This is a genomic window from Mucilaginibacter sp. dw_454 (assembly GCF_018449775.1).
Classification (GTDB): domain Bacteria; phylum Bacteroidota; class Bacteroidia; order Sphingobacteriales; family Sphingobacteriaceae; genus Mucilaginibacter.
Genome location: NZ_JAAVVB010000001.1, coordinates 1,302,461 through 1,327,917 on the forward strand (window position 1 = coordinate 1,302,461; position 25,457 = coordinate 1,327,917).

The following is a 25,457-nucleotide window of genomic DNA, read 5'->3' on the forward strand; positions in this document are numbered from 1 at the left end:
TATTTTGATGGTGATAAGAAGATCGATCCTCGCATTTTTTCTGATAGCCTTGGCTACCAGGGTCTTTGCACAACAGATAGACGCAGAAGGCATAAAACAACTCAGTTTTTACCAGGATAGCTTAAAACATTTAGGGAACACTTTTATTAATGACGGTAATGACCTCGCCCGAAAAAACGCCAATTACCAGTTTATCAAAACGTTGGTTACCGCGCTTAAGGTTCCTCACTCATTTGATTTTCCTTTTGATTCTGTTAAGACCATAACCCTCACCAAATCGCCCGACGATAAATTCAGATTTTTTAGTTGGCATGTCGCTAACGACGATGGCAGCTATCGTTTTTATGGTGCCATACAAATGAAAACATCCGGCCCACTAAAGCTATATGGTCTGGAAGATTATACGCCGCTAATCAAAAATGCAGAAGATACCGTGAGCGATGTTCATACCTGGTTTGGCGCACAATACTATACTATTATCCCGGTGAGTGCCCCTCGCCCATATTACGTGATGCTGGGCTGGAAAGGCAATAACGATAAATCGACCAAAAAAGTAATAGAGGTGCTTTCATTCCAGAATGATAAACCTGTATTTGGCATGCCGGTATTTAATGGCAATGGCAAAAAACGTAAGCGTGTGGTATTTCAATACGCAAGACAAACGTCTATGCTGCTAAGGTATATTCCGTCTCAACACTTAATTGTTTTTGATAACCTGGTTGCGCCTGATAAAAAATCTAAAGATAAACCAGAAACATATGGCCCCGATTTGAGCTACAACGGCTATAAATTAAAAGAGGGCGAATGGGTGTACCAGGATAATCTGGATATGCGTAACGTACCTAACGAGCAGGACGAAACCTACGTAGACCCTAAACTAACCCAAAGACCTAAAACTACACAACCCATTAAAAAGAAGGTGCAGTAATCTGCAAAATCAATAATACTTCTGCCTATAATTTTTATTTAATAGAATAATAGTATTTTAGACCAAATTAAACTGATCTTATGTCTGAAACAACATTAACAGCTGCTGCTGTTACTACGGAAGCGAAATATCCGCGAAGTATTCCGTATATCATTGGAAATGAGGCCGCAGAGCGCTTTAGCTTTTACGGCATGCGTTCTATCCTTGCCACATTTTTAGTTGCCCAATTTTTCAATCCAACGCTTAATCCGGCGCTGCAAACTGTAGCCGAAGCAAAAGCTAACCAAAGCACGCACTTTTTCGTAACGCTGGCCTATACGCTGCCATTTATTGGTGGTTTAGTGGCCGACTGGTTTACCGGGAAATATCGTATTATCCTTTACATTTCTATAGTATATTGTATCGGCCACCTTTGCCTGGCACTCTTTGATAAAAACCTGAATGGTTTTATCATGGGCCTGATTTTGATTGCTATTGGTGCCGGTGGTATTAAGTCTTGCGTATCAGCTAACGTTGGCGATCAGTTTGATAAATCAAATCAGGTTTTACTATCAAAAGTGTACGGCTGGTTTTATTTTAGCATTAATGCCGGTTCAGTAATCTCTACTGTATTAATCCCATGGGTTTACGAGGTTTGGGGTCCAAAATGGGCATTCGGTATTCCGGGCTTGTTAATGGCTTTAGCTACTATTATTTTCTTTTTAGGTCGCAAAAAATACGTACGCGTTCCACCGGGAGGTGTCAATAAAAATAACTTTGTTTTTATTTCGGTGTATGCGCTATTTAATCAAAGTAAAAAACAAAAAGGCCAATCATGGTTAGATGCAGCTAAAGGCGAGTATAACTCAGAAAAAGTTGAAGGTGTAAAAGCTGTTTACCGTGTAATGGCAGTATTTATTTTCGCGCCGATATTTTGGGCCATGTGGGATCAGAACTTATCTGAGTGGGTTTTACAGGCCGAAAAGTTAGACAGGCATATCAACTTAGGCTTTACCAGCTTTACTGTATTGGCAGGCCAGGTTCAAACAGCTAATCCTATCTTCCTTTTATCGTTTATCCCACTGTTTACTTATTTCATCTATCCTTTTTTAGATAGAATCGGCATTAAAACAACACCGTTACGCCGTTTAGGTGCTGGTTTAGCTTTAACTGCTTTGTCATTTGTAATCATCGCCTTTGTACAACAGGGTGTTGATGCTGGTCAACACCCATCTGTATGGTGGCAGATTTTCGCTTACGTAGTACTGTCGGCAGCCGAGGTGTTGGTTTCTATCACCGGTTTGGAATATGCTTATACCCAGGCGCCAAAATCAATGAAAGGCACAATGAGTGCCATCTGGTTATTAACAGTAGCTGCCGGTAATCTATTTGATGCATTGATAAACGGTAACATTGCTTCAGGCGGATTTTTCGCCCAGTTCCATGGAGCCAGCTATTATTGGTTATTTGTTGGGATTTGCACGGCATTTTTAGTTATCTATTTATTTATAGCTCCGCGTTTAAAAGAGCGTAGCTATATTGAACACCCGGAAGCCGAAGTAGACGAAGTTATTGCGCAGACTAATAACCTGTAACACAAAAATATTTAACATGCTTTACAGAAGAGCGGGTAATTAATTTAATATTGCCTGCTCTTTTTTGTGTCAGATAATCTATTTTAGCAGACTATTTAAATAAGAAAAACACATTTTTATACGTGCCCGATAGCATAGTCATCATACCTACCTATAACGAAAAGGAAAACATTGAGCGAATGATTCGCAAAGTATTTTCTTTACCGTTTGATTTTCATGTACTTATTATTGACGATGGCTCGCCCGATGGGACCCAGCTTATTGTTAAAAGTTTGCAAAACACCTATCCCGACAATCTTTTTTTAGTTGAACGCGAAGGTAAACAAGGACTTGGCACGGCCTATATCCATGGTTTTGGCTGGGCAATTGAGCACAACTATGATTATATTTTTGAGATGGATGCTGATTTTTCGCATAACCCGGAAGATCTGATCCGTCTGCGTGAAGCTTGTATTCAAGGCGCCGATGTTGCCGTTGGTTCACGCTATATTAAAGGCGTAAACGTGGTTAACTGGCCAATGAGCCGTGTGCTGATGAGCTACTTCGCGTCAGTATACGTACGTTTTATCACCGGTGTAAACATACAGGACTTTACAGCAGGCTTTATGTGTTACAAGCGTAAGGTTCTGGAGACCATTGAGTTAAACAAGGTTAAGTTTGTAGGGTATGCCTTTCAGATAGAAATGAAATATACTGCGGTAAAACATGGGTTCCAGGTTACCGAGGTGCCTATCATATTTACTGACCGAACGGCAGGAACATCCAAAATGTCGAAAGGCATTTTTAAAGAAGCTATCCTTGGCGTGTTGACTATGCGCTTTAACGCGATGTTCAGAAAATATCCCGAGGGATGATTAGTTAGCCGTTTCGCAATAACTAATCTCTAACTACCAACATCCAATCTCCGTAAAATTTCTAATTTTACACTAATGAATGAAAATCTTGATCCTGACGGTGAACGCCTGTCGCCAGCCGAGCGTGATATTGAGAAAGTATTACGCCCGCAGGCTTTTGAAGACTTTACCGGCCAGTTTAAAATACTAGAGAACTTAAGAATATTTGTACAGGCCGCCCGCCAACGCGGCGAAGCGCTTGATCACGTTTTGCTACACGGCCCTCCAGGCCTGGGTAAGACTACCTTATCGCATATCATTGCTAATGAGATGGGCGTTGGAATTAAGATAACCTCAGGCCCGGTACTGGATAAACCAGGCGATTTGGCCGGTTTACTAACTAACCTGGAAACGGGCGATATTTTATTCATCGACGAGATCCATCGCTTAAGTCCGCTGGTTGAAGAATACTTGTATTCTGCTATGGAGGATTTCAAGATCGACATCATGCTGGAAAGCGGGCCTAATGCACGCTCGGTACAGATCTCGCTTAATCCATTCACCTTAGTTGGCGCTACTACCCGCTCAGGGTTGTTAACGGCACCATTACGTGCCCGTTTTGGTATCAACTCACGTCTGGAGTACTATGATGCAAAATTGTTAACCACGATTGTACTCAGATCAGCATCTATATTAAAAACGCCGATAAGTGATGAAGGCGCTTATGAAATTGCACGCCGTAGCCGTGGCACGCCGCGTATAGCCAATGCATTGTTGCGCCGTACCCGCGATTTTGCCCAAATAAAAGGCGATGGCAATATTGATACGGCTATAGCAAAATACGCACTAAATGCCTTAAATGTTGATGAGCACGGTTTGGACGAAATGGATAATAAAATCCTCACCACCATTATTGATAAATTTAAAGGCGGCCCGGTTGGTTTGAAAACTATTGCCACCGCTGTTGGCGAGGATGAAGGCACCATAGAAGAGGTTTATGAACCATTTTTGATACAGGAAGGGTTCCTGATGAGAACTGCCCGTGGACGCGAAGCCACCGAAAGCGCTTACAAGCATTTAGGCAAAATAAAACTAGGGGGAAATCCTTCCTTATTTTAAGTTTTTATTGCTACTATTGCCATCACAATTAATCTGTTAACACTCAAATTACAAATAATAAACACCATAGTTTAAACTATTAAACCAAATTATGAAACGTATATTTCTTTTAGCTTTAGTATTGGTTTGCGGTCACGCTTTTGCCCAACAGGTTGGTACTGTAACCAACCCGGTTGATTGGGTTAACCCGCTGATGGGTACCGATTCAAGGCCCGACCTTTCAAACGGCAACACTTACCCTTGTACTGCGTTGCCATGGGGCATGAACTTCTGGAGTCCGCAAACCGGCCCTAACGGCGATGGCTGGGCTTATACTTACGATGCTCACAAAATTCAAGGGTTCAAACAAACGCACCAGCCTTCACCATGGATGAATGATTATGGTATGTTCTCTATCATGCCGGTAACCAAACACCTGGTTGTTGGTCAAAATGAGCGCGCCAGCTGGTTCTCTCACAAAGCGGAGATTTCAAAACCATACTATTACAGCGTTTATTTAGCTGATCATGATGTAACTACCGAGGTTGCTCCTACCGAGCGTGCTGCACAGTTTAAAATTACTTTCCCTAAATGCGACAGCTCCTTTGTTGTGGTTGATGCTTTCAACAATGGTTCTTATATCAAAATTATCCCTGAAGAAAACAAAATCGTGGGTTATTCAACTCAAAACTCTAGTAATGATTTGAAAAACTTTAAAAATTACTTTGTTATCTACATTGATAAACCATTCACGCTGTCACGCACCTACAGCGGGACTGAGGGCGAACGTAAAGGCAGAAACCGTGAGGAAATCACTACTTTACAACCAGGCTTGGAAGTCAATGTTAAGCATGCTTTAGCTGCTATAGGTTTCGCAACCAAAAGAGGTGAGGTTGTTCATTTAAAAGTTGCTTCATCTTTCATCAGCTTAGAACAAGCCGAAACAAACTTAAAAAGAGAGATAGGTCATGATAGCTTTGAAGAAACCGCTCTAAAAGGCCGTGCCATCTGGAACAAAACCTTAAGCAAAATTGCGGTGTCTGGCGGTTCGATAGACCAGGTTCGTACCTTCTACTCATCTCTGTACCGCATGTTGTTCTTCCCGAATAAAATGTACGAGATTGATGCATCAAACAAAATAGTTCACTGGAGCGCGCAAAACGGCGAAGTAATGCCAGGGTATAAATTTGCCGGTACCGGTTTTTGGGATACTTTCAGAGCTTTATATCCATTCCTGAACCTGGTTTACCCTTCAATTGACCAGCAAATGCAGGCTGGTTTAGTAAACGATTACAAAGAAGGCGGCTGGTTGCCCGAGTGGTCAAGCCCGGGTTATTCTGATTGTATGATTGGTAATAACTCTGCTTCTATCGTTGCTGATGCTTACCTGAAAGGTTTGCGTGGTTACGATATCAACACCCTTTGGGAAGCCGTTAAACATGGTGCAAACAACGAAGGCCCGAACGCCACCGGTCGTCGCGGTGTTGAGTACTATAATACTTTAGGTTATGTACCTTATGATGTTAAAATCAACGAAAACGCTGCCCGTACTTTAGAGTACGCTTATGATGACTTTGCCATTTACAAATTAGGTAAAGCTTTAGGCAAACCAGCTTCAGAGATTGATATCTACAAAAAAAGAAGCCAAAACTTCCGTAACGTTTATAACAAGGATATTGGTTTAATGCAAGGCAGAAACAAAGACGGATCATGGGTTAAACCGTTCAACCCGTTGAAATGGGGCGATGCCTTTACTGAGGGTAATGCATGGCACTACAGCTGGGCAGCTTTACACGATATCCAGGGTATGATTAACCTGGAAGGCGGTCGCAAGCAGTTTGTAACTAAACTGGATTCGATCTTCATCATTCCACCTGTTTTTGATGACAGCTATTATGGCGGTGTTATCCATGAAATTCGCGAGATGCAGATCATGAACATGGGCCAGTATGCTCATGGTAACCAACCTATCCAGCATATGCTTTACTTATATGATTGGGCCGGTGAGCCTTGGAAAACTCAATTCCACGTGCGTGACGCTATGGCTAAATTATACAAAGCTACACCTGATGGCTATTGCGGAGACGAGGACAACGGTCAAACTTCTGCATGGTACATATTTTCTGCTATGGGCTTCTACTCTGTTTGCCCTACCAGTTCGCAATACGCTTTAGGTACACCGTTGTTTAAAAACATGATTGTAACTCTAGATAATGGAAAGAAAATTGTGATCAATGCACCTAACAATAGCGATCAAAACATTTATGTACAATCGCTTACTGTTAACGGCAAACCATACGACTTAAACTACCTTAATCATGCTGATTTATCAAAAGGCGCCGTTTTAAACTACGTAATGTCTGATAAACCTAACATGCAAAGAGGAACAAAACCTTCAAGCTTCCCTTATTCAATGTCAAATGAGAAATAGAATTTCAGGCCTTTTAAATAAGGTTGTTTTATTAGGATTATTAGCCACGTTGGCTATAAGTGCCAATGCGCAAGATAAACGTTTAAGACTAGGCATCTACGGCTTAAACCACGACCACATCCTGGGCTTTTTCAACTATATGAAAAGCGGCAAAGCTAACGTAGTAGGCGTTTACGAGCCAAGCCGTGAGCTATGGGAGAAATATAAAAAACGTTATAAACTGCCCGACTCGCTTTACTTCAATGATGTACACAAAATGATCAAAGCAACTAAGCCTGACGTAATGTTGGGTTATAACGCGGTTGCTAAGCATGTTGATATTGTTGAAGTTTGCGCGCCATTGCATATCCCGGTAATGGTTGAGAAGCCTTTGGCGGCTACATTAGAACAGGCAAAACGTATTGAGGTTCTGGCTAACAAATACAAAATCAAAGTATTGGTTAATTATGAAACCACCTGGTATCCGTCATTCCAATACATTCATGATATGGTTGGCCAGGATAGCATTGGCAAAATTCGCCGTATGGTTATTCGAGATGGCCACAGCGGACCGAAAGAGATTGGCTGCAGTCCTGAATTTTTGGCCTGGTTAACTGACCCGGTTTTAAACGGAGCAGGCGCGCTAAACGATTTTGGTTGCTATGGTGCCGATCTGGCTACGTGGTTAATGCACGGCCAGCGCCCTATTGCGGTAACGGCCATCGCTAAACATTACAAACCACAGGTTTATCCTAAAGTTGAAGATGATGCTACTATATTAGTTGAATACCCTACTGCTACTGCTTCTATTGAAGCATCATGGAACTGGGCACTTAACATCAAAGATATGGAAGTATGGGGCGAAACAGGTGTTATCCATGCCTTTAATGGCCAACGTGTTCAGCTTAGAACCCCTAAAGAGGAAACTAAATTCACTTTAATACACGAGGCTAAACCTATCCCAGCTCCAAACAATGATCCATTGGTTTACCTAACTGCCGTACTAAGAGGCGAAATCTCTGGCGAAGGAGATCAGGCATCATTGCCGTACAACATGATTGCCATGGAAATACTGGATGCCGCTAAAAGATCTATCCAGGAGGGCAAGCGCATAGTTTTGCAACCTTAATAAAAACAAACTATAGGCTTACGGGGTTACATCACTTCGTAAGTCTTTTTTATTTCATTTAATACCCTGGCCAATGTTCAAACAAATTATTGCTTTACTATCCTTCTGTTTACTATTTAACCTGGGCGTTAACGCGCAAAACAATGCGGCTATCATGGCGCGCAAGCAAGTGCCTGTGGTATGTTGGCATCAAATACGCGACTGGCGCCCGAAAGACTCTAAGAACGCTAAAGATTATATCGTTCAAATAGCTGCTTTCAAAGAGCATATCAAAATGTTGGCCGATAGCGGTTATCACACCATCTTGCCAGATCAGTTATATGCCTACCTAACTACAGGCGCAGCTTTGCCAAAAAAGCCAATCATGTTGACTTTCGATGATACTGATGAAGATCAGTACACCATCGCAGCGCCTGAGTTGAAAAAATATGGTTTTAAAGCAGTTTATTTTGTGATGACCGTATCATTAGGTCGCCCGCATTATATGACTAAAGAGCAGGTTAAAGCATTGTCTGATGCCGGTAACGTCATTGGTAGCCACACCTGGGATCACCACATGACCAGTAAGTACAAGCATGACCCAAATCCTAAAAAGGACGATTGGGTAATCCAACTGGATAAGCCAACCAAGAAACTGGAAGAGATCACCGGTAAAAAGATTGACTACTTTGCTTATCCGTTTGGTATCTGGAATAAATCGGGCTTTCCTGAACTGCACAAACGCGGCTTTAAAATAGCTTTCCAATTAGCTGAGAAACGTGACCCTAATGATCCGTTGATGACTATTAGAAGGATTTTAGACAGTGGCTACTGGAGCACAAAAACATTGGCTAAAGCTGTTAGAACCAGTTTTTAATCTGTTATATGAAAAAACAAAAGCCGCTTAGATATCTAAGCGGCTTTTGTTTTTTGTCATTTTGAGCATAGCGAAGAATCTTATAGAATGACAACCTGACTATGCTCAATTATTGCGTGTATAAGATCCTTCGCTATGCGCAGGATGACAAATCTGATTTATTCGGATTATAAATTCTCCCCTTTCGGTCCTTTACCTTTATTTGAGGGATCTTCATCTTCGGGCTTTTGAACGGTTGGGTCGCCATTATTTTCTGTAGACAGATCAAATGTTGTCGGTTGCTCATCAACATCCTGCTCACTGTGAGACGGTGTACCTTGTTCCAGATCATTGTCTCCGTCTTTATTGGTTACAGCAGAGTCCGCATTGGTGATCTGCTCGTCTTTTGGGTTTTTAATTTCGGTGGTTTCCATAACGTAGTGTTTACTTAAATCGACGTTTTATTCTGATGCAATAGCCTGTTTGTATTTGTATTATCTTTGTAGCGATGCAGCAAAGCAAATCGGCATATAGTAAACTTATCAAAGACGAAGCCAAAAAACTAGGCTTTCTGTTTTGTGGCATCGCAAAAGCAGAATTTCTGGAGGATGAAGCTCCCCGATTGGAGTCATGGCTCAATAAAAACATGCATGGTAAGATGCGCTACATGGAGAACCATTTCGATAAACGCCTTGACCCTCGCTTACTTGTGGATGGCGCCAAGTCGGTAATCTCCATGGGATTAAACTACTATACCGAAAATGCACAGCTCGATCCATCTGCACCCAAAATATCCAAATACGCTTACGGGCAGGATTATCATACTGTCATCAAAGACAAGCTGAAGCAACTATTAGACACTATTAATGAAAAAATAGGCGAAGTTGGCGGCCGGGCATTTGTAGACTCGGCCCCTGTGCTGGATAAAGCCTGGGCCAAAAAAGCCGGTCTGGGCTGGATAGGTAAAAACAGCAATCTCATTAATCAAAAAACAGGTTCGTTTTTCTTTTTAGCAGAACTGATTGTAGATATTGAATTAGAATACGACGTTGAACCCACCGCCGACCATTGCGGCACCTGCACCCGCTGTATTGATGCCTGCCCTACAGATGCCATTGTAGGCCCTTACGTGGTTGATGGCAGCCGATGTATCTCTTATCTTACCATCGAGCTTAAAGATGAGCTACCGCAGGAATTTAAGGGCAAAATGAATAACTGGATGTTTGGCTGTGATATCTGCCAGGACGTTTGCCCATGGAACAAATTCTCGGTGATCCACAGCGAGCCGGCATTTAACCCTCACCCGGAACTCCTTGGTCTGAATAATAATGACCTTCGGGAAATCACCGAAGACGTTTTCCAAAAAGTGTTTAAAAACTCGGCCGTTAAACGTACCAAGTTTAACGGCCTGAAAAGAAATATCGATTTTCTGAAAAGGATAGATTGATCGCTTTTTATCCTTTCTTGAACTTATCGGCCAATAGTTTTAACATATCTTCATTAACCGGCTTGGCGGGTTCTTCTGGTTTCTTGAATAACTGTTGCTGATTATTCAGTTTTTGATAAGGCTTTTGTTGCGTCGGTTTAGCTTCTTCGGCTTTTGGTGCAGGTACGGCCGGTTTAGGCTGTGCCGGTTGTTGTTGACGCTCTGTTTTGCGCTTATCGTTCCAGCGTTTGTAAATACTTTCCAGTTTGCGTTTAGTATACAAAGGGAAATCGCCCTGCATCATCCATGAATAATAACTTGGTTCGATGTTAAACACATCCTCGACGCGCTTGCCTTTATGTTTGCCGAAATTAAACACCTCTTCGCCTGCATCATTAAAGGCCATACGTCCGGCAAAATCTACCGGGCGATTAAGGTTAGTGAATTTATGTAAACCTTCTACATGGTTAACCACCGGTATGCTGCGGTTTCCCTTTTTATCTTCCCACTCTTTATTTTCGTAACGCTCAACCTGTGCTAACAACACCTCCATGGTTGCACGAGTATCTGATTCTGCAGAATGTGCATTAATGATATCTTTCTGGCAATAAAACTGGTAAGCCGCCTTTAGTGTGCGCTGCTCCATTTGGTGAAAGATGTTTTGCACATCTACAAACTTACGATCATCCAAATCAAAGTCAACCCCTACGCGTAGGAATTCTTCCATCAACATGGGTATATCAAATTTATTGGAATTGAAACCGGCCAAATCACTATTTGCTAAAAACTCAGCCACTAAAGGTGCCAACGCTCCAAAGGTGCTTTCATTTTGAATATGCTCATCATATATGCCATGTATCAAAGACGACTCCAAAGGAATAGGCATTTCCGGATTTACGCGCCAAGTTTTAACCTCTTCGCTCCCATCCGGATGCAATTTGATTATTGATATCTCGACAATACGATCGACACCAATATTTATACCGGTAGCTTCCAGATCAAAGAAAGCCAATGGGCGCTTTAAGTTTAATTTCATGATTTATTTATCAGCGTAGTTCAGGTTGCAAAAGTCTAAAAAAAACGACAGAATAAATTTATATCTGTAATATTTCTTTCGCTAAAAAAAATTTATCTTTCGGTTATTAAACAACCGAAATGACCAACATCACCAAAAGGCTATTGCTACTACTACTCTTTACTACCTTGTTTTTAAATATAACTCATGCTCAAGATTTTACCTATAACAATGTCTCTCTGGCAGAATTGAATATGCCTGCCTATGCCAGAGATTCGTCTGCACATGCTGTTGTATTAAATGAGCATGGCGACGCTGCACTGGTTTTTGTGAATAATAGCAATGTGCGGTTGGTATATACCTATCATATCAAAATAAAGCTTTTTGATAACGAGGGTTTTGATAAGGGTAACGTACAAGTGCCTCTGTACATTGGTAAAAGTGAAGAAGAAGATATTACTGATATACAAGGTGTAACCGTGTACAAAGACGACGCCGGCAGAATGCAGTCTGCAGAACTTACACCTGCACAAATATTCACTATTAAGGAAACAACAAACCATACATTAGTTAAGTTTACTATGCCGGCGCTTCACAAAGGCTGTGTTATTGAATATAAATACACAGTAACCAGCCCGTATTTTCAGAATTTCCATGAGTGGCTCTTTCAAAGCGATATCCCCAAAATAAAGTCGGTTTATGAAACCCATATCCCTGGTTTTTGGGCGTTTAGCGCTTTGAAAGTAGGCGCACTCGATTTCGATAAAAAGGAAGGAACTATAGACCAGGAATGCATGAACATTTTTGGATCCAAAGCAGATTGCTCTCATTTTGTTTACGGCATGAGCAATATTCCGGCTTTTATTGTGGAAGATTATATGACATCTCCTCGTAATTTCATAGCAGCTTTACGTTTTGAGTTAAATGAATTTACAGACCCCAGCAACGGAGCGCACAACAAAATTGCCAAAGAATGGAAAGACGTAGACGATATATTAAAACACAACGATTATTTCGGGGGCCAGATAAAGCATAAGGATCTTCTGAAAGAACGAATACTCCCGATAATTCAAGGCGTTACAGACAGTATGGACAAAGCGAAAAAAATATACGCCTACATTCAAAAAAGCATAAAATGGAATGAGGCTGACGATTTCGGCACAACAGGCTTGCGAGACGCACTCGAGAAACATACCGGCAACTCGGGCGACGTTAACCTGGCGTTGGTATCTGCATTATGGTCGGCGGGTATAAATGCAGAGCCGGTATTGATATCCACCCGGGCGCATGGGGTCATTAACAAATTTTATCCCGTTATTACTGAGTTTAATTATGTTATAGTAAGGGCAGATATCGGAAACAAAACTTATTTACTAGACGCTACAGACCCGCTACTATCTTTTGGAATGCTGCCACTGCGTTGTTTAAACGATCAGGGACGGGTAATGCCAATTAATAAGCCTTCTTACTGGATGGAAATAAAAGCGCCAAGTATTCAAAGTTCTACAACAATTTTGAACTTAACTTTGACAGATAATGGCAAACTAACCGGCACAATTACCCGTTACTCCAGAGGCTACCAGGCTTACATTACACGAAAAGCGATCAAAAAATTCAATTCAATTGATGAGTATGTCGAAGATTTGGATAACCGATGGACCAAGATCAAAATAAAAAAAGCAGATGTTACGAATGTTGATAGCTTAGATAAGCCCATAAGTGAAGTTTACGAAGTTGAAATAGATGCTTATAAAAGTCTCGATCATCAAAAACTAAGCTTCAACCCGTTTATATTCAACAAGATAACAACCAACCCTTTTAAACTAAAAGAAAGAAGTTATTCTGTTGACTGGGGAATGCCGTCAGAAGACAGAATTATATTAAACCTGCATTTACCGGAGGGTTATACCATTGAAAACCCGCCAAAGGATGAACAATTTGCTTTGCCTGCGGCAGGTGGCGCTTTTGCGGTTGATTATACAGAAAGCGATAACTCCTTTTCGTTATCTCATGTCACCAAATTTACCAAATCTGTATATGGCTCTTTAGAATATCCGTATTTAAAAGAATTATATAATAAAATGATCCTTTCAGAAAAAACTGAAATGATATTTAAGAAAAAGATATGAAACAAGTGTTGTTATTTTTTGCACTGTGTTTGTTTAGTGTTTTTGCCCAGGCACAAGCCAACTATGATGTTTCTTTGATACCGAAAGAACTTTTGCCTTATGCAAGCGCTGTGATAAGAGACCAGCAAACTACGGTGGAGATAAAATCTGCCAGCAATGTTATCAGGCATGTTAAAGGTGCCATCACGGTATTAAATAAAAATGGCGACGATTTGGTAAATCTGGCCTGGACTACCGATAAAAATGAAAGTCTGCGCGATTTTAAGGGCGTAATTTACAATAGCTTTGGGGCTGTAACAGGTAAACTAAGCACCAGTAACTTAGAAGACGTAGCTGCAATAGACGATATTTCGTTATATGAGGATACCAGGATGAAATATTATCAACCTTCAATTACTGACTATCCCTACACTATTGCCTACGAATATGAGTTGCGTTCAAAACAGTCGCTTAATATTGCGGGCTGGCAACCAAATGAAGGAAACGGTTTGTCTGTTCAAAAAAGTTCATTCAAACTAATGTGTAATTCTGATTTAAATATTCGGTATAAAGAATTAAACATGCCTCAAAAAGTACATATTGATGCAGAAAACGGGTTAAAAACGTACATATGGGAAGTAGCTAATTTAAAGGCAATTAGAAAAGAGCCTTTCAGCCCCGATAAAAACACCTATTTAAGCAGCGTAAATATTGCTGCACAAGACTTTTTTTATAACGGGATAACCGGAAGCTATGCTGATTGGGAAAGTTTAGGCAAATGGATCTACGAAAAGCTCTTAACCGGGCGTGAAGAACTACCAGAAACCACCTTGGCACACGTGAAGGCTCTGACTGCTGGTATGACAGATCCAAAAGAAAAAGCCAAAAAAGTGTACGAGTATATGCAGGGTAAAACTCGTTATGTAAGTATACAAGTCGGTATAGGCGGATATCAACCCATGCTTGCTGCAGATGTAGACCGCCTAAATTATGGCGATTGTAAAGCATTGGTAAATTATACTCAAGCCATGTTAAAGGCAGCGGGTATAGATTCATGGTACTGCGTTGTTGAAGCAGGCGAACCCAAAGTGAGCATGATGCCTGATTTTGCCAGCATGAACCAGGGCGATCATATTATTTTATGCCTCCCTTTTAAAAATGACACAACCTGGCTTGAGTGCACTAGTCAGCAGATCCCTTTCGGATTTTTGAGCAAGTTTACTGACGACCGACTGGTGTTGGCATGCACACCAGAGGGAGGCAAACTACTACACACACCCAAATATCAGGCAGACTTGAATAGTCAGGTCTGTAAAGCAGAGCTTAAGATTGATGAGACCGGAGACCTGGAGGGCACTATGCAAACAGTTTTTGATGGTGAACAATACGACAATCGTGTATATATGATTAACAGCTCACCACTTGAACGGTCAAAAGAGATCAAACATCTGTATCCTATCAACGACATGGAAATTGAGAGCTTAACTTTCAATGAACATAAATCAATTCAACCCAGTATTATAGAAGATCTTAAATTTTCGGCGCACGAGTATGCAGCGTTAAATAGCAATAGTTTAAGTTTCCTGGTAAATCCGGCAAACAGGTTTAGAAGCGATTTCCGTGAACTAAGAAATCGCTCGACCCCGGTTTATATTAACGAAGGTTCTGTTGATGAGGATGATATTGTTTTTAATTTACCTAAAGGTTATAAGTTTGAAAAAAATCCGCTTGATATTCATTTGAGCAAACCTTTTTGTACTTACGATGCCACTGTTACACTCAATAATAATCAGCTTCATTATAAGCGCAAAATAAAAGTCATTGACGGTATTTACAGTAAAGAAACGTATGATGAGTTTGTCGATTTTTTCAGGGAGGTTGCTGAGTCTGACAACTATAGCGTATCATTAGTTAAAAAAACTAACTAAAGATCCATATCCCTAATATAATGCCCAACACCATAATTACGTAAAGTAAAATTTCGGTGCCCGCAAATCTTTTGTATTTTGTCCAGAAAGAGTAGTCCTGCTTTGACATATTGGGTACAAAATTATCATTTTATATTTAGCTTATGCACATAAACGAGGAAGAAGAAATAAAGAAAGAATTTCAATTGGAGAGGGTCATCTTGTTTACCGATGCCGTATTTGCTATTATCCTTACTATTATGGTGTTGGATATCAAGTTGCCTGAAGGTTTAAAGAATGCTGATCTACGCAGCTCATATTATGCTTTTAAACAGATCGCTATACGCTTGATTGCTTATTTCATTACTTTTATGCTGGTAGGTCGGTTTTGGATGGCGCATTTAAAGCTCTTCCGCTATTTAAAAGATTATGACCGCAATTTATTGGTACTCAATCTTGCTTTTCTTTTTTCAATAACCTTATTCCCTTTTGCTATCTCAACATGGCTTAGCGAGTTTACCTTGGGTCAATTTAAAGATTTCACATCGCTTCCTGTGCAAAGCGCATGGGGGTTTGAGCTCTATATAGCTGTGTTTTTATTAACAGTATTTATACACTCACTAATAGCCTGGTATCTGCTGCGTAATCGCGAGCAGTTGTGCGTACACACTTCTAATCTCGAAAATGAACTGGAATGGAAGGTAACCCAAATAAGCCTATTTCTGGCTCCTGCTTTTTTAGTGGTTTTGGGCTTTCTTAATTTCTTTAAACTACCTTTTATAACACCAATGATTGTGGGTGGGATATTTGGTTTTATTATGGATAAGTTAAAGCAACATTACTATCCCCAAAGCAGCAACCGCGGCCTTGTTATGTCTCATCTGTATAATTACGCCAAAAATAACAGGTTTAAAATACCAACAACCAGAAATACTATTAAAAAGCGCAAAGAAGCAGAGGCCAGGAAAAAAGAAGAGTCTGATTAATCAACCTTTTGAGCAGACACTTGGTTTAATGAATCAACATTAATAGACCCTGCGCGCGAGAAATATTTGTACATAGCTCCATGCAAAGGCACCACAATCACTCCTTTGGTTGAACTGGCATGAACCATGTAACCATTCTGCAAATATACGCCTACATGGCTAAACTGTTTACCGTCGAAATCAAAAAACACCAGATCACCCTCTTTTAAGTCCTCTTCATATTTGCGTTTGATTATTGCCACCTGCTGCCAGGTAATGCGGGGCAAAGTAATGCCATACACCTCTTTTTCAAGCAATAAAGCCAGGCCCGAACAATCAACACCGTCCTTATCAAGTCCGCCAAATTTATAAGGAACGCCGGCCCATAGTTCGACGAAATTGTAAAGGCGACCATTGGTGATATCATCTTTCTTTACCCCCATCAATTGAGAGTACTTATCGGCTATGCTTGCTTGAGGTTGGACGATCTCCCCGGGTTCACCTTTCAATACCGCTTTTTTGGCATGGCACGCTGAAAGCACCAGGCTGCTGATGATCAGAATAAAACTATGTTTTAGGTAGCCGTTTGCATTCATACCGTAAATTTAAACGGCATAAGGCCATGCTGATTGTGCATATTGTTAACATATCCACATTTGGACGCACGAAACGACTAGCCTTTGATCAAACGTTGGATCTCGTCAAGCTTCATCAGAGCCTCTACCGGGGTTAGGGTGTTTACGTCGAGGTTATTCAGGTTATCTCTGATTTTCACCAATACCGGATCGTCGATACTGAACATTTGCATCTGCACGGCCTGCTTTTGCACTTTGCGGATACTTTCTTTGATATGCTCGCCACCAGTGCGTTCGTTTTCCAGTTTCCTGAGTATTTCATTAGCGCGGCTCAACACTTTGGGTGGCATACCTGCTAACTTAGCCACGTGGATACCAAAACTATGCTCGCTGCCACCCGGCACCAGCTTACGCAAGAAGATGATTTGATGGCCAATCTCCTTAACTGTAACGTTAAAGTTCTTGATGCGGTTGAAGGTATTGCTTAACTCATTCAGCTCATGGTAGTGGGTAGCAAACAGCGTCTTGGCTTTTGCTGTAGGATGATTATGCAGATATTCAGCTATTGACCAGGCAATAGAGATCCCATCATAGGTTGATGTACCGCGGCCAATCTCATCCAGTAAGATCAAACTGCGGTCTGACAAGTTATTGAGGATACTCGCCGTTTCATTCATCTCCACCATAAAAGTCGATTCGCCCGATGACAAGTTATCCGATGCTCCTACCCTGGTAAAGATCTTGTCCACTAAGCCTATCGATGCCGATTTAGCCGGCACGAAACAACCCATCTGCCCCATGAGAACTATCAAACCGGTCTGCCTTAACAGAGCCGACTTACCCGCCATATTGGGGCCGGTGATGATGATGATTTGTTGTGTTTCAGAATCCAGGAAAACATCATTAGTGATATAGTCCTCGCCCTGCGGCAATGTCTTCTCTATTACCGGGTGACGTCCGCCTTTAATATCGATGATCCTGCTCTCGTTGATTTCAGGCTTAACATAGTAGTTTTTAATAGATATGGTAGCGAAATTCAGTAACACATCCAATCGGGCTACCAGCTGCGCATTCAACTGAATGGGCTTGATATACTCGGCAAGGGCATAAAGCAGGTCGTTATATAGCTTGGTTTCTAAAGCCAGGATCTTCTCTTCAGCGCCTAGGATCTGTTCTTCGTATTCCTTAAGTTCGGGGGTAATGTAGCGCTCGGCGTTAACCAGTGTTTGCTTGCGGATCCAGTCGCTTGGTACCTTTTCCCTATGACTATGGGTAACCTCCAAATAATAGCCAAACACATTATTGAACGATACTTTCAACGATGGTATACCCGTGCTCTCCGCTTCGCGTTTTTGAATCTCTATCAGGTAGCCCTTACCGCCGAAGGCTATCTTACGCAGCCTGTCCAGCTCTTCGCTGATTCCATCGTTCATTACAGAACCTTTAACCAGCATTACCGGCGGCTCAGGATGCAGTTCGCGGGCTATCTTGTCAGAGATGGTTGTGCATGGATTCAACTGTTCGCCAATAGCTTTTAATGGTTGACTACCTGACCCCTCACATAGTTTCTTAATAGTTTCAATAGCTATCAAAGCCTTCTTCAACTGGCAAACCTCGCGTGGGTTAGCCTTCTGCAGGCCAATCTTTGAGATCAGGCGCTCCAGGTCACCAATCTGGCGGATGTGTTGCTGCAGGTCCTCACGCAGCTCTTCCTCGTTGATCAGATATTCAACTACGCCTAAGCGATCGTTGATAGGTTTAAGCTCTTTAAGCGGCATCACTATCCATCGACGCAGCAAGCGCGCACCCATGGGTGAGCAGGTTTGATCCAATACGTCAACCAGCGTATGTGCATTCTCATTGGCCGAGCCTATCAGTTCCAGGTTGCGGACACTAAAACGATCCAGCCATAGGTATCTGTCCTCTTCTATCCTGCTGATAGCTGAGATATGCTGCAGATTGCGGTGTTCTGTCTCGTTCAGATAATGCAATGCCACACCGGCAGCTACAATGCCCAGGTTCAACTTATCAATACCAAAGCCTTTTAACGATTTAACGCCGAAGTGCTTCAACAAGGTCTCATAAGCGTAATCGCCACTATATGGCCACTCATCTAAGGTATAGGTGTAGTACCGGTCACCGTGATCGTCTTTAAACTCGGATTGGCGGCTTTTAGGGTAGATCACCTCGCTTGGTGTAAAGCCTTGTAATAGTTTGTCTATATAGTCGCTATTTCCCTGGGCGGTTAAGAACTCACCTGTCGAAATATCAATCAACGCTATGCCGATGCTGCTTTTCTCGTAATACAGCGATGCCAGGTAGTTATTGCTCTTTTGATTAAGGATGTTGTCGTTAGTAGCTACACCCGGCGTAACCAATTCGGTGACCCCACGTTTTACGATGGTCTTGGTGCTCTTGGGATCTTCCAGTTGGTCACAAATAGCTACCCGCTGCCCGGCGCGCACCAATTTAGGCAAGTAGGTATCCAGCGAATGATGCGGGAAGCCTGCTAATTCAATATGCGTAGCAGCGCCATTGGCTCTGCGGGTCAGGGTGATACCCAGAATGCCTGCAGCCTTAATGGCGTCCTCGCCAAAGGTCTCGTAGAAGTCGCCAACGCGAAACAGCAGCAAAGCGCCAGGGTACTTGGCCTTAATGGTATTATACTGCTGCATTAAGGGTGTTTCTTTGGTAGCGATCTTTGACAAGCGGTTTACTCCTTTTTAAGTGATGGGTAAAGTTAAAGCATTAGCCCGGCTTTAGCAGGATTGTTGAAAATTTACAGCTATGTGGATAGTGTTGTTTCACGTGAGTGTATGCCAAATGAAACAAGTGAAACAGTATTTCCGCTTAAAATATTGACTATTAAATAGTTAATAAAAATAAGTGAAACAAAATGAAACACTAAAAAATACTTAAAAGTCATTTTTTGTTTCAATTTTATCGTGCCAATTTTATCTGGTGAAACAAACTTGAACACGTAGAGTTATTTTTATAAGTTTAAATCATGAAAATAGCTACCTACAATGTTAACGGTGTAAATGGCCGCCTGCCGGTATTATTACGCTGGTTAGAAGAAACGCAACCCGATGTGGTTTGCCTGCAGGAACTGAAAGCTCCGCAAGAGAAATTTCCGGAGCAAGCTATTATTGATGCGGGATATAACGCCATATGGCATGGCCAGAAAAGCTGGAACGGCGTGGCTGTTTTAGCCAAAGGCGAAATCAAAGAATTGAAACGCGGTTTGCCCGGCGACCCGGAAGATCTGCATAGCCGTTATATTGAAGCGTTGGTAAACGACATTGTCATAGGCTGTTTGTATTTACCTAATGGCAACCCTGCTCCCGGGCCAAAGTTCGATTATAAATTACAATGGTTCGAGCGATTCATCAGCCATGCGGAAGGTTTGCTGGCCCGCGGTATCCCGGTAGTATTAACGGGCGACTATAACGTAATGCCGACTGAACTGGACGTTTACAAACCCGAGCGCTGGCTGGACGATGCCCTCTTTCGCCCTGAAACACGCGAGGCCTTCCATCGCCTGGTAGCGCAAGGGTGGACCGATGCACTGCGCAAGCTCTATCCCAATGAAATCATTTATACTTTTTTTGATTACTTCAGGAATGCCTACGGCCGTAACGCCGGATTAAGGATTGATCATTTTTTATTGAGTCCTGAAGTTGATAAACGTTTGCTGGCCGCCGGGGTTGATAAGCATGTGCGTGGTTGGGAGAAAACAAGCGATCATGCGCCGGTTTGGGTTGAGTTGGCTGATGTTTAAGCGTTTTATGTTGTTAGTGCCAACACCACAGGTGTTCGGAAGATCTATTTTTGTCATTTTGAGCATAGCGAAAAATCTTATACGTGCGATATAAACGCCGTAAAGTATAGTGGTGCCTACCAATTATATAAGATTCTTCACTCCGTTCAGAATGACAAAAGGTTTTTTTTGAGTCTTCCTAACACCTGTGGTGACAACCCGAACAACGGCGGGGATATTTAGCGCTAATCAACCACGCGTCATTGCGAGGAACGAAGCAATCTCTACACTTGCTAATCAATGTGCACGATGACTGTCTGTTGTAGAGATTGCGTAGTGGCCGCGCAATGACGGCTTTTGTTAAGATACCCAAAAGCAAGGTAATACCCAGCGAGACAACTTAGCGCAAGCACACGTTATATATAATTCTGCACATCCGGATTAACCTCATCCTCAAAAACATCAGGCTGAATAATTACAAAACGAATACGGCCAAATTCTTGTTTGATCTGCTCGCGAATGCGGTCTATGGCTTCATTGATCTCGGCTGTGTCCAGGTCAGGCTTAAAAGCAATGATCAGCATCATCAGGATTTCGTCGGGCGACTGATAGGTGGACATCAGGTGCATCAAGTCCATTACTGCCGGGTCACGCTCTACAATTTCATGTATTCGCTTCTTTGTGTTCTTCCTGATCCCCTCACCCATCAGCAGGCTGCGGCTTTCGCGCGCAAGAATTAAAGACACTATGACTAATATAATACCAATCAAAAGTGAAGCTACGCCATCTAAATAAGGTTTATGCAGATGATGGCTCAGGTATAAAAACAGGGCCGCTATGGATAAACCAATTACCGCCGCGCTATCCTCAAACAAAACCAAAAAAGTTGATGGGTCTTTACTGTTGATGATGGCATCCCACCAGGTTTGTCCATCGCGCAGCTTATTAAACTCAATAGCAGCTATAATTAGTGACGTCCCTTCAAAAACAACGGATATAGCTAATACAATGTAGCTCCACTTAGGATCGCCCAGGGCAACCGGTTGCAAAATATGGGTAACACCCTGGTATATGGATAAACCACCGCCCAAACCAAATATCAATATCGATACCACAAACGACCAGAAATACAGCTCTTTACCATAACCCAGCGGATGATACTTGTCCGGCTTTTTCTTACTCAGGCTAATCCCCAGCAACAACAGTAATTGGTTTACGGTGTCGACTGCCGAATGTACGCCCTCGGCCATCATAGCCGCGCTGCGGCTTATAGTACCGGCAACAAATTTGGTAACAGCTATTAACAAGTTGGCCAAAAGCGCTGCGTAAATAGTTTTCTTAATCGTTGCCATTTCAATCAATAATAGAATTGGCCCGCTTATGTTTCGATGAAATTAGAAAAAGCTCATTACTAGTTCTTTAAAGCAAGTTATTTTATCGCAACAAGCATAAAATTATCGTCTAAAAATAATTTATAAAACCCGCAGCTATATTTAATGTTATCTGTAAAATCTATCTAACATTAAATTACTATGAAAACAAACATCAATTACACTGCCCCAAAACTGTTATTGGCCTCTGCTGCGTTATTATTTGCAGCTTGCCTAAACTCTTGTTCTAAAAAAGACGATAGTGCCGCCGCCCCGACTGCTTCAGCCTTTGTGTTGGCTGTAAATGCCGCCGAAGGTTCTGACTCGCTGAATTTTTATGCCGACAACAATAAACTCACTACCAGCCCTTTGCCTTACACGGCATCTACAGAATACGTTGGCGTAAAAGCAGGCACCAATCAGTTGTCATTTAAAAGTACCGGTAGTGGCGGCGTAAATAGTTCGGCTACGTTAACCAGTGTTGCCGGAAAGTATTACACTGCATTTTATGTTGATGATAAATCGACTCTTGTAATACCCGATGACCGTACTACTCCAGATTCGGCTAAAGCAAGAATCCGCTTTGTTAACCTAAGTTCCGGCATAAATTCGGCGGTTGATATTGGCATAACAGACTCGGCCAAAATGGTTAGCGGCCTGGCTTACAAAACAGCTTCGGCTTATAGCAGTGTCAATGCAAATACCAGGTTTTCGGTATACCTGGCAGGCACACCAGCGGTAGCTTTAAGCATCCCTATGACAGTAGAAGCTACCCGTGTTTATACCGTATATATTTCGGGTGCAACACCAGCCACGCTCTCTTATCACGTTTTGATACAGAACTATACGCAATATTGATAAAGAATGCCCGTTATAAGCCATTATAGCGGGCATTTCTGTTACACTTTATCATCGTTTAATAAAATCCTGCTATAAAATATAAACTTAAAACATAGCTAATCTTTGTATAATTGCCTTTTATTATCCAATTATGAACAAAACTTTGACTTTTAAAACAACCACCAAGTTATTTTCTGCCTTAGCATTTTTGTTATTGGGCGCAACGTCATGCAGTAAAAAAAATGAAGTTACCGGTACTTCTTATGTACAAGTAACCAATGCATCAGAGGCCGACTCGCCTTTTGATTTTTACGTAGATGCTACTAAAGAAACTACAACGCCCCTGGCTTATACGCAAAGTTCTGCTTACGTTTCTGTGAGCAGCGGCGATCATCCGGCTGCTTTTAAAACAGCTTCGAACGGTGTTAATTTAACCGCGTTTACCATTACACCGCAGCCCGGCTTATATTACAGCATATTTTATTTTGGCGGAACTACTGTAGCCATGCAAGACGATTTAAGTGCGCCCGCAACAGGCAAGGCACGTGTGCGGTTTATCAATTTAAACCCAGGTGTGCCAACTGCTGTTGATTTTGCAGTTGCTGGTGGCGCCACTCTGGCCAGTAAATTATCGCTTGCGGTAAATTCAGATTATTTTAATGCCGATCCGGCCACTACCTTTTCGGCGCTTTCTACCGGTACTACTACAGAACTAATACATATAACAACTGCTATCGAAGCCGGCCATATTTACACCATTTATTTATCTGGCACCCTACAGGCCGATTTGCAGGCCACCGTATTATTACAGAAATAACTAATTTTTTATAACAGTAAAGCCCGGTAGCATTACCGGGCTTTTTTATTTTTGTTGGCCGGCAATTATCGGCCTTTATAAATCTATGAAACTAGTTTACCTTGCAGTAATATTTATAGCTGTAATGATGTTTATACGCACCATACGCCGGTAACATTATTTTCCCTGGTAATTTTGAATAAACCATTTAAGCGCACTGCTGAGGTTTGATTTTTTATAGGCTAAAACCACCTCGCTGTTTACAGGTATATCGGTTAAATTTATAAATGTGAGCTGTAAATTGGCATACTGCTGTTTAAGCGACGATGGCAAAATAGATACCCCCAATCCGGCTTCTACCAGTTGTACTATAGAGTGAACATTATTAACCTCGTGTGTAATTTCGGGTTTAAACCCCATCCTGTGGCATATTTCAACCAATTTGCTGTGATACTGGGGCGCGTATTCCTTATTAAAAAAGATGAAAGGCTTGTCTTTCAAGAATTCTGTTAACTCTTGCCGGTTGTATTTTTTACTGCCTGTTGCCGGGATAACTACCATAAACGGATCAAAAAACAAAGTCTTAACCATTAGGTGTTCTGATTGTACCGGCGCCCGTAAAATACCCACGTCCAGTTGTCCTTGTTCCAATGCTTCTATCTGTTTAACGGTGGGGCGTTCATACAGGTTGGTTTTGATGTAAGGAAACTCGATACGTAAGGCTTTCAATATTTCGGCCAGGTAAGGTTGGTACACTGAGCTAATGTAACCAATTTTGAGTTCGCCACTATCAGCAGCCCGGTGTATTTGGCGGGCCATGTTCTTGCTTTCTTCTAATTGAGCAAAGATTGAATCAACTGATGAAAGGAAATATTTCCCGGCCTCGGTCAATGCAACGCGTTTGTTATTTCGCGCAAACAGCTGCACACCAAGCTCATCTTCCAGCTCCTTGATTTGCCTGCTTAGCGGGGGTTGCGAAATAAACAGGCTGGCAGCCGCGTTTCTGAAATGCAGGTGCTGGGCTACGGCTTTAAAATATTGCAGGTGTCTGATTTCCATACTCAATGATACTTTATAGATATCAATAATTGATAAAATTGATATTTTTCAAATATTGTAAAAACGGATAGCTTTGACAAATCACAAACTAATAACACAACCTATGAGTATTGATTATTCTAAAAAATCTACCAACGACGAGATCAGAACACGTTTTGATAATGATGTAGAGCGTTTCTCGAATTTAGAGACCGGCCAGGCCACCACCATTGATGCTCCGCTAACTTTAGAACTTTGCACAGAGGCTGCCAAATATGTAAACCCTAATGCTACAGACCTGTTGGACATTGGCTGCGGCGCCGGTAACTATACGTTAAAGATGTTATCTAAAGTTAGCAACTTAAACTGCACTTTGAACGATTTAAGCCTCCCCATGCTGGAGCGCGCCCAACAACGGGTTAAGCCACAAACTAACGGACAGGTTACCATCATCCAGGATGATATGCGTAATTTAAATTTGGCCGATAATAGCCTGGATATTGTTTTGGCTGCCGCTACGTTACATCATTTACGCGACGATGCCGATTGGGAGCATGTGTTTACCAAAATATATCAAGCTTTGCGCCCGGGTGGCAGTTTCTGGATCTCTGATTTAATCACTCACGACACAAAGCCACTGGAGGAGCTATTCTATAAACGCTACAGCGATTACCTGGATACGCTTGGCGGGCCGGAGTATCGCCAAAAGGTATTGGACTATGTGGCGCATGAGGATACTCCACGCTCCATCAATTTCCAAACCGACTTGTTAAAAAAGGTAGGCTTTAAAAGTATAGAGATTTTGCACAAAAACTCTTACTTCGCGGCATTTGGCGCTATAAAGTAGTTT

At 41.9% G+C, this 25,457-nt stretch carries 21 protein-coding genes; 15 read left to right on the top strand and 6 right to left on the bottom strand.

Annotated features, from left to right (window positions below; genetic code table 11):
• The first annotated feature begins 7 nt into the window (after positions 1–7).
• From HB679_RS05820 to HB679_RS05850, 7 genes are all read left to right on the top strand, one after another.
• A complete protein-coding gene (locus HB679_RS05820) occupies positions 8–928 on the top strand; it encodes a hypothetical protein (protein WP_214070986.1) in 921 nt (306 codons plus the stop codon).
• Positions 929–1,008: 80 nt separating this feature from the next.
• The gene (locus HB679_RS05825; RefSeq protein ID WP_214070987.1) at positions 1,009–2,502 is read left to right on the top strand and encodes a POT family MFS transporter; all 1,494 of its coding nucleotides are present in this window, start codon (positions 1,009–1,011) and stop codon (positions 2,500–2,502) included.
• Between the two features lie 122 nt (positions 2,503–2,624).
• Positions 2,625–3,356, top strand: a complete 732-nt coding sequence (locus HB679_RS05830; protein ID WP_214070988.1) for a glycosyltransferase — start codon at positions 2,625–2,627, stop codon at positions 3,354–3,356.
• Positions 3,357–3,431: 75 nt separating this feature from the next.
• Complete coding sequence (ruvB, locus tag HB679_RS05835; protein ID WP_214070989.1) at positions 3,432–4,454, top strand: Holliday junction branch migration DNA helicase RuvB; 1,023 nt, start codon at positions 3,432–3,434, stop codon at positions 4,452–4,454.
• Positions 4,455–4,545: 91 nt separating this feature from the next.
• Complete coding sequence (locus HB679_RS05840; RefSeq protein ID WP_214070990.1) at positions 4,546–6,864, top strand: GH92 family glycosyl hydrolase; 2,319 nt, start codon at positions 4,546–4,548, stop codon at positions 6,862–6,864.
• Positions 6,854–7,972, top strand: a complete 1,119-nt coding sequence (locus HB679_RS05845; RefSeq protein WP_214070991.1) for a Gfo/Idh/MocA family oxidoreductase — start codon at positions 6,854–6,856, stop codon at positions 7,970–7,972. The genes HB679_RS05840 and HB679_RS05845 overlap by 11 nt, the downstream gene beginning before the upstream one ends.
• A 73-nt stretch (positions 7,973–8,045) precedes the next feature.
• Positions 8,046–8,828 carry a polysaccharide deacetylase family protein gene (locus HB679_RS05850; RefSeq protein ID WP_214070992.1) on the top strand — a complete coding sequence of 261 codons (783 nt, stop codon included), beginning with the start codon at positions 8,046–8,048 and terminating at the stop codon, positions 8,826–8,828.
• A 167-nt stretch (positions 8,829–8,995) separates the two neighbouring features.
• On the opposite strand, the gene HB679_RS05855 is transcribed toward HB679_RS05850, so the two are convergent.
• The gene (locus HB679_RS05855; RefSeq protein WP_214070993.1) at positions 8,996–9,241 is read right to left on the bottom strand and encodes a hypothetical protein; all 246 of its coding nucleotides are present in this window, start codon (positions 9,239–9,241) and stop codon (positions 8,996–8,998) included.
• Between the two features lie 74 nt (positions 9,242–9,315).
• Here HB679_RS05855 and queG point away from each other — a divergent pair, with 74 nt between their 5' ends.
• On the top strand, positions 9,316–10,254 hold the full coding sequence (gene queG, locus HB679_RS05860) for a tRNA epoxyqueuosine(34) reductase QueG (protein WP_214070994.1): 939 nt from the start codon (positions 9,316–9,318) through the stop codon (positions 10,252–10,254).
• A 7-nt stretch (positions 10,255–10,261) separates the two neighbouring features.
• On the opposite strand, the gene HB679_RS05865 is transcribed toward queG, so the two are convergent.
• Positions 10,262–11,269: a 3'-5' exonuclease gene (locus HB679_RS05865; RefSeq protein WP_214070995.1), complete on the bottom strand. Its 1,008-nt coding sequence runs from the start codon at positions 11,267–11,269 to the stop codon at positions 10,262–10,264.
• Positions 11,270–11,388: 119 nt separating this feature from the next.
• On the opposite strand from HB679_RS05865, the gene HB679_RS05870 reads away from it, so the two are divergent.
• The 3 genes from HB679_RS05870 (at position 11,389) to HB679_RS05880 (ending at position 16,249) form a co-directional block, all read left to right on the top strand.
• Positions 11,389–13,377, top strand: coding sequence for a DUF3857 domain-containing protein (locus tag HB679_RS05870; protein ID WP_214070996.1), 1,989 nt, complete (start codon positions 11,389–11,391; stop codon positions 13,375–13,377).
• Positions 13,374–15,284 (top strand): DUF3857 domain-containing protein, encoded by a 1,911-nt coding sequence (locus HB679_RS05875; RefSeq protein WP_214070997.1) that lies wholly within the window; start codon positions 13,374–13,376, stop codon positions 15,282–15,284. The genes HB679_RS05870 and HB679_RS05875 overlap by 4 nt, the downstream gene beginning before the upstream one ends.
• A gap of 143 nt (positions 15,285–15,427) precedes the next feature.
• Positions 15,428–16,249, top strand: a complete 822-nt coding sequence (locus tag HB679_RS05880) for a TMEM175 family protein (protein WP_214070998.1) — start codon at positions 15,428–15,430, stop codon at positions 16,247–16,249.
• On the opposite strand, the gene HB679_RS05885 is transcribed toward HB679_RS05880, so the two are convergent.
• Together HB679_RS05885 and mutS are read right to left on the bottom strand one after the other, a co-directional pair.
• Positions 16,246–16,824 carry a C40 family peptidase gene (locus HB679_RS05885; RefSeq protein ID WP_214070999.1) on the bottom strand — a complete coding sequence of 193 codons (579 nt, stop codon included), beginning with the start codon at positions 16,822–16,824 and terminating at the stop codon, positions 16,246–16,248. The two genes, HB679_RS05880 and HB679_RS05885, sit on opposite strands and share 4 nt — an antisense overlap.
• 77 nt (positions 16,825–16,901) lie before the next feature.
• Positions 16,902–19,511: a DNA mismatch repair protein MutS gene (gene mutS, locus HB679_RS05890; protein WP_214071000.1), complete on the bottom strand. Its 2,610-nt coding sequence runs from the start codon at positions 19,509–19,511 to the stop codon at positions 16,902–16,904.
• Between the two features lie 299 nt (positions 19,512–19,810).
• On the opposite strand from mutS, the gene xth reads away from it, so the two are divergent.
• Entirely contained in the window at positions 19,811–20,584 is a 774-nt protein-coding gene (gene xth / locus HB679_RS05895; RefSeq protein WP_214071001.1) for an exodeoxyribonuclease III, read from the top strand.
• Positions 20,585–20,979: 395 nt separating this feature from the next.
• Here the strand turns inward: xth and HB679_RS05900 are convergent, their stop codons facing one another.
• Complete coding sequence (locus HB679_RS05900; RefSeq protein ID WP_214071002.1) at positions 20,980–21,915, bottom strand: cation diffusion facilitator family transporter; 936 nt, start codon at positions 21,913–21,915, stop codon at positions 20,980–20,982.
• Positions 21,916–22,095: 180 nt separating this feature from the next.
• Between HB679_RS05900 and HB679_RS05905 the strand changes: the two genes are divergently transcribed.
• The gene (locus HB679_RS05905; RefSeq protein ID WP_214071003.1) at positions 22,096–22,791 is read left to right on the top strand and encodes a DUF4397 domain-containing protein; all 696 of its coding nucleotides are present in this window, start codon (positions 22,096–22,098) and stop codon (positions 22,789–22,791) included.
• A 133-nt stretch (positions 22,792–22,924) separates the two neighbouring features.
• Positions 22,925–23,590: a DUF4397 domain-containing protein gene (locus HB679_RS05910; RefSeq protein WP_214071004.1), complete on the top strand. Its 666-nt coding sequence runs from the start codon at positions 22,925–22,927 to the stop codon at positions 23,588–23,590.
• 156 nt (positions 23,591–23,746) lie between these two features.
• On the opposite strand, the gene HB679_RS05915 is transcribed toward HB679_RS05910, so the two are convergent.
• On the bottom strand, positions 23,747–24,628 hold the full coding sequence (locus tag HB679_RS05915; protein WP_214071005.1) for a LysR family transcriptional regulator: 882 nt from the start codon (positions 24,626–24,628) through the stop codon (positions 23,747–23,749).
• Between the two features lie 103 nt (positions 24,629–24,731).
• Between HB679_RS05915 and HB679_RS05920 the strand changes: the two genes are divergently transcribed.
• On the top strand, positions 24,732–25,454 hold the full coding sequence (locus HB679_RS05920) for a class I SAM-dependent methyltransferase (RefSeq protein WP_214071006.1): 723 nt from the start codon (positions 24,732–24,734) through the stop codon (positions 25,452–25,454).
• The last annotated feature ends 3 nt before the right edge of the window (positions 25,455–25,457 follow it).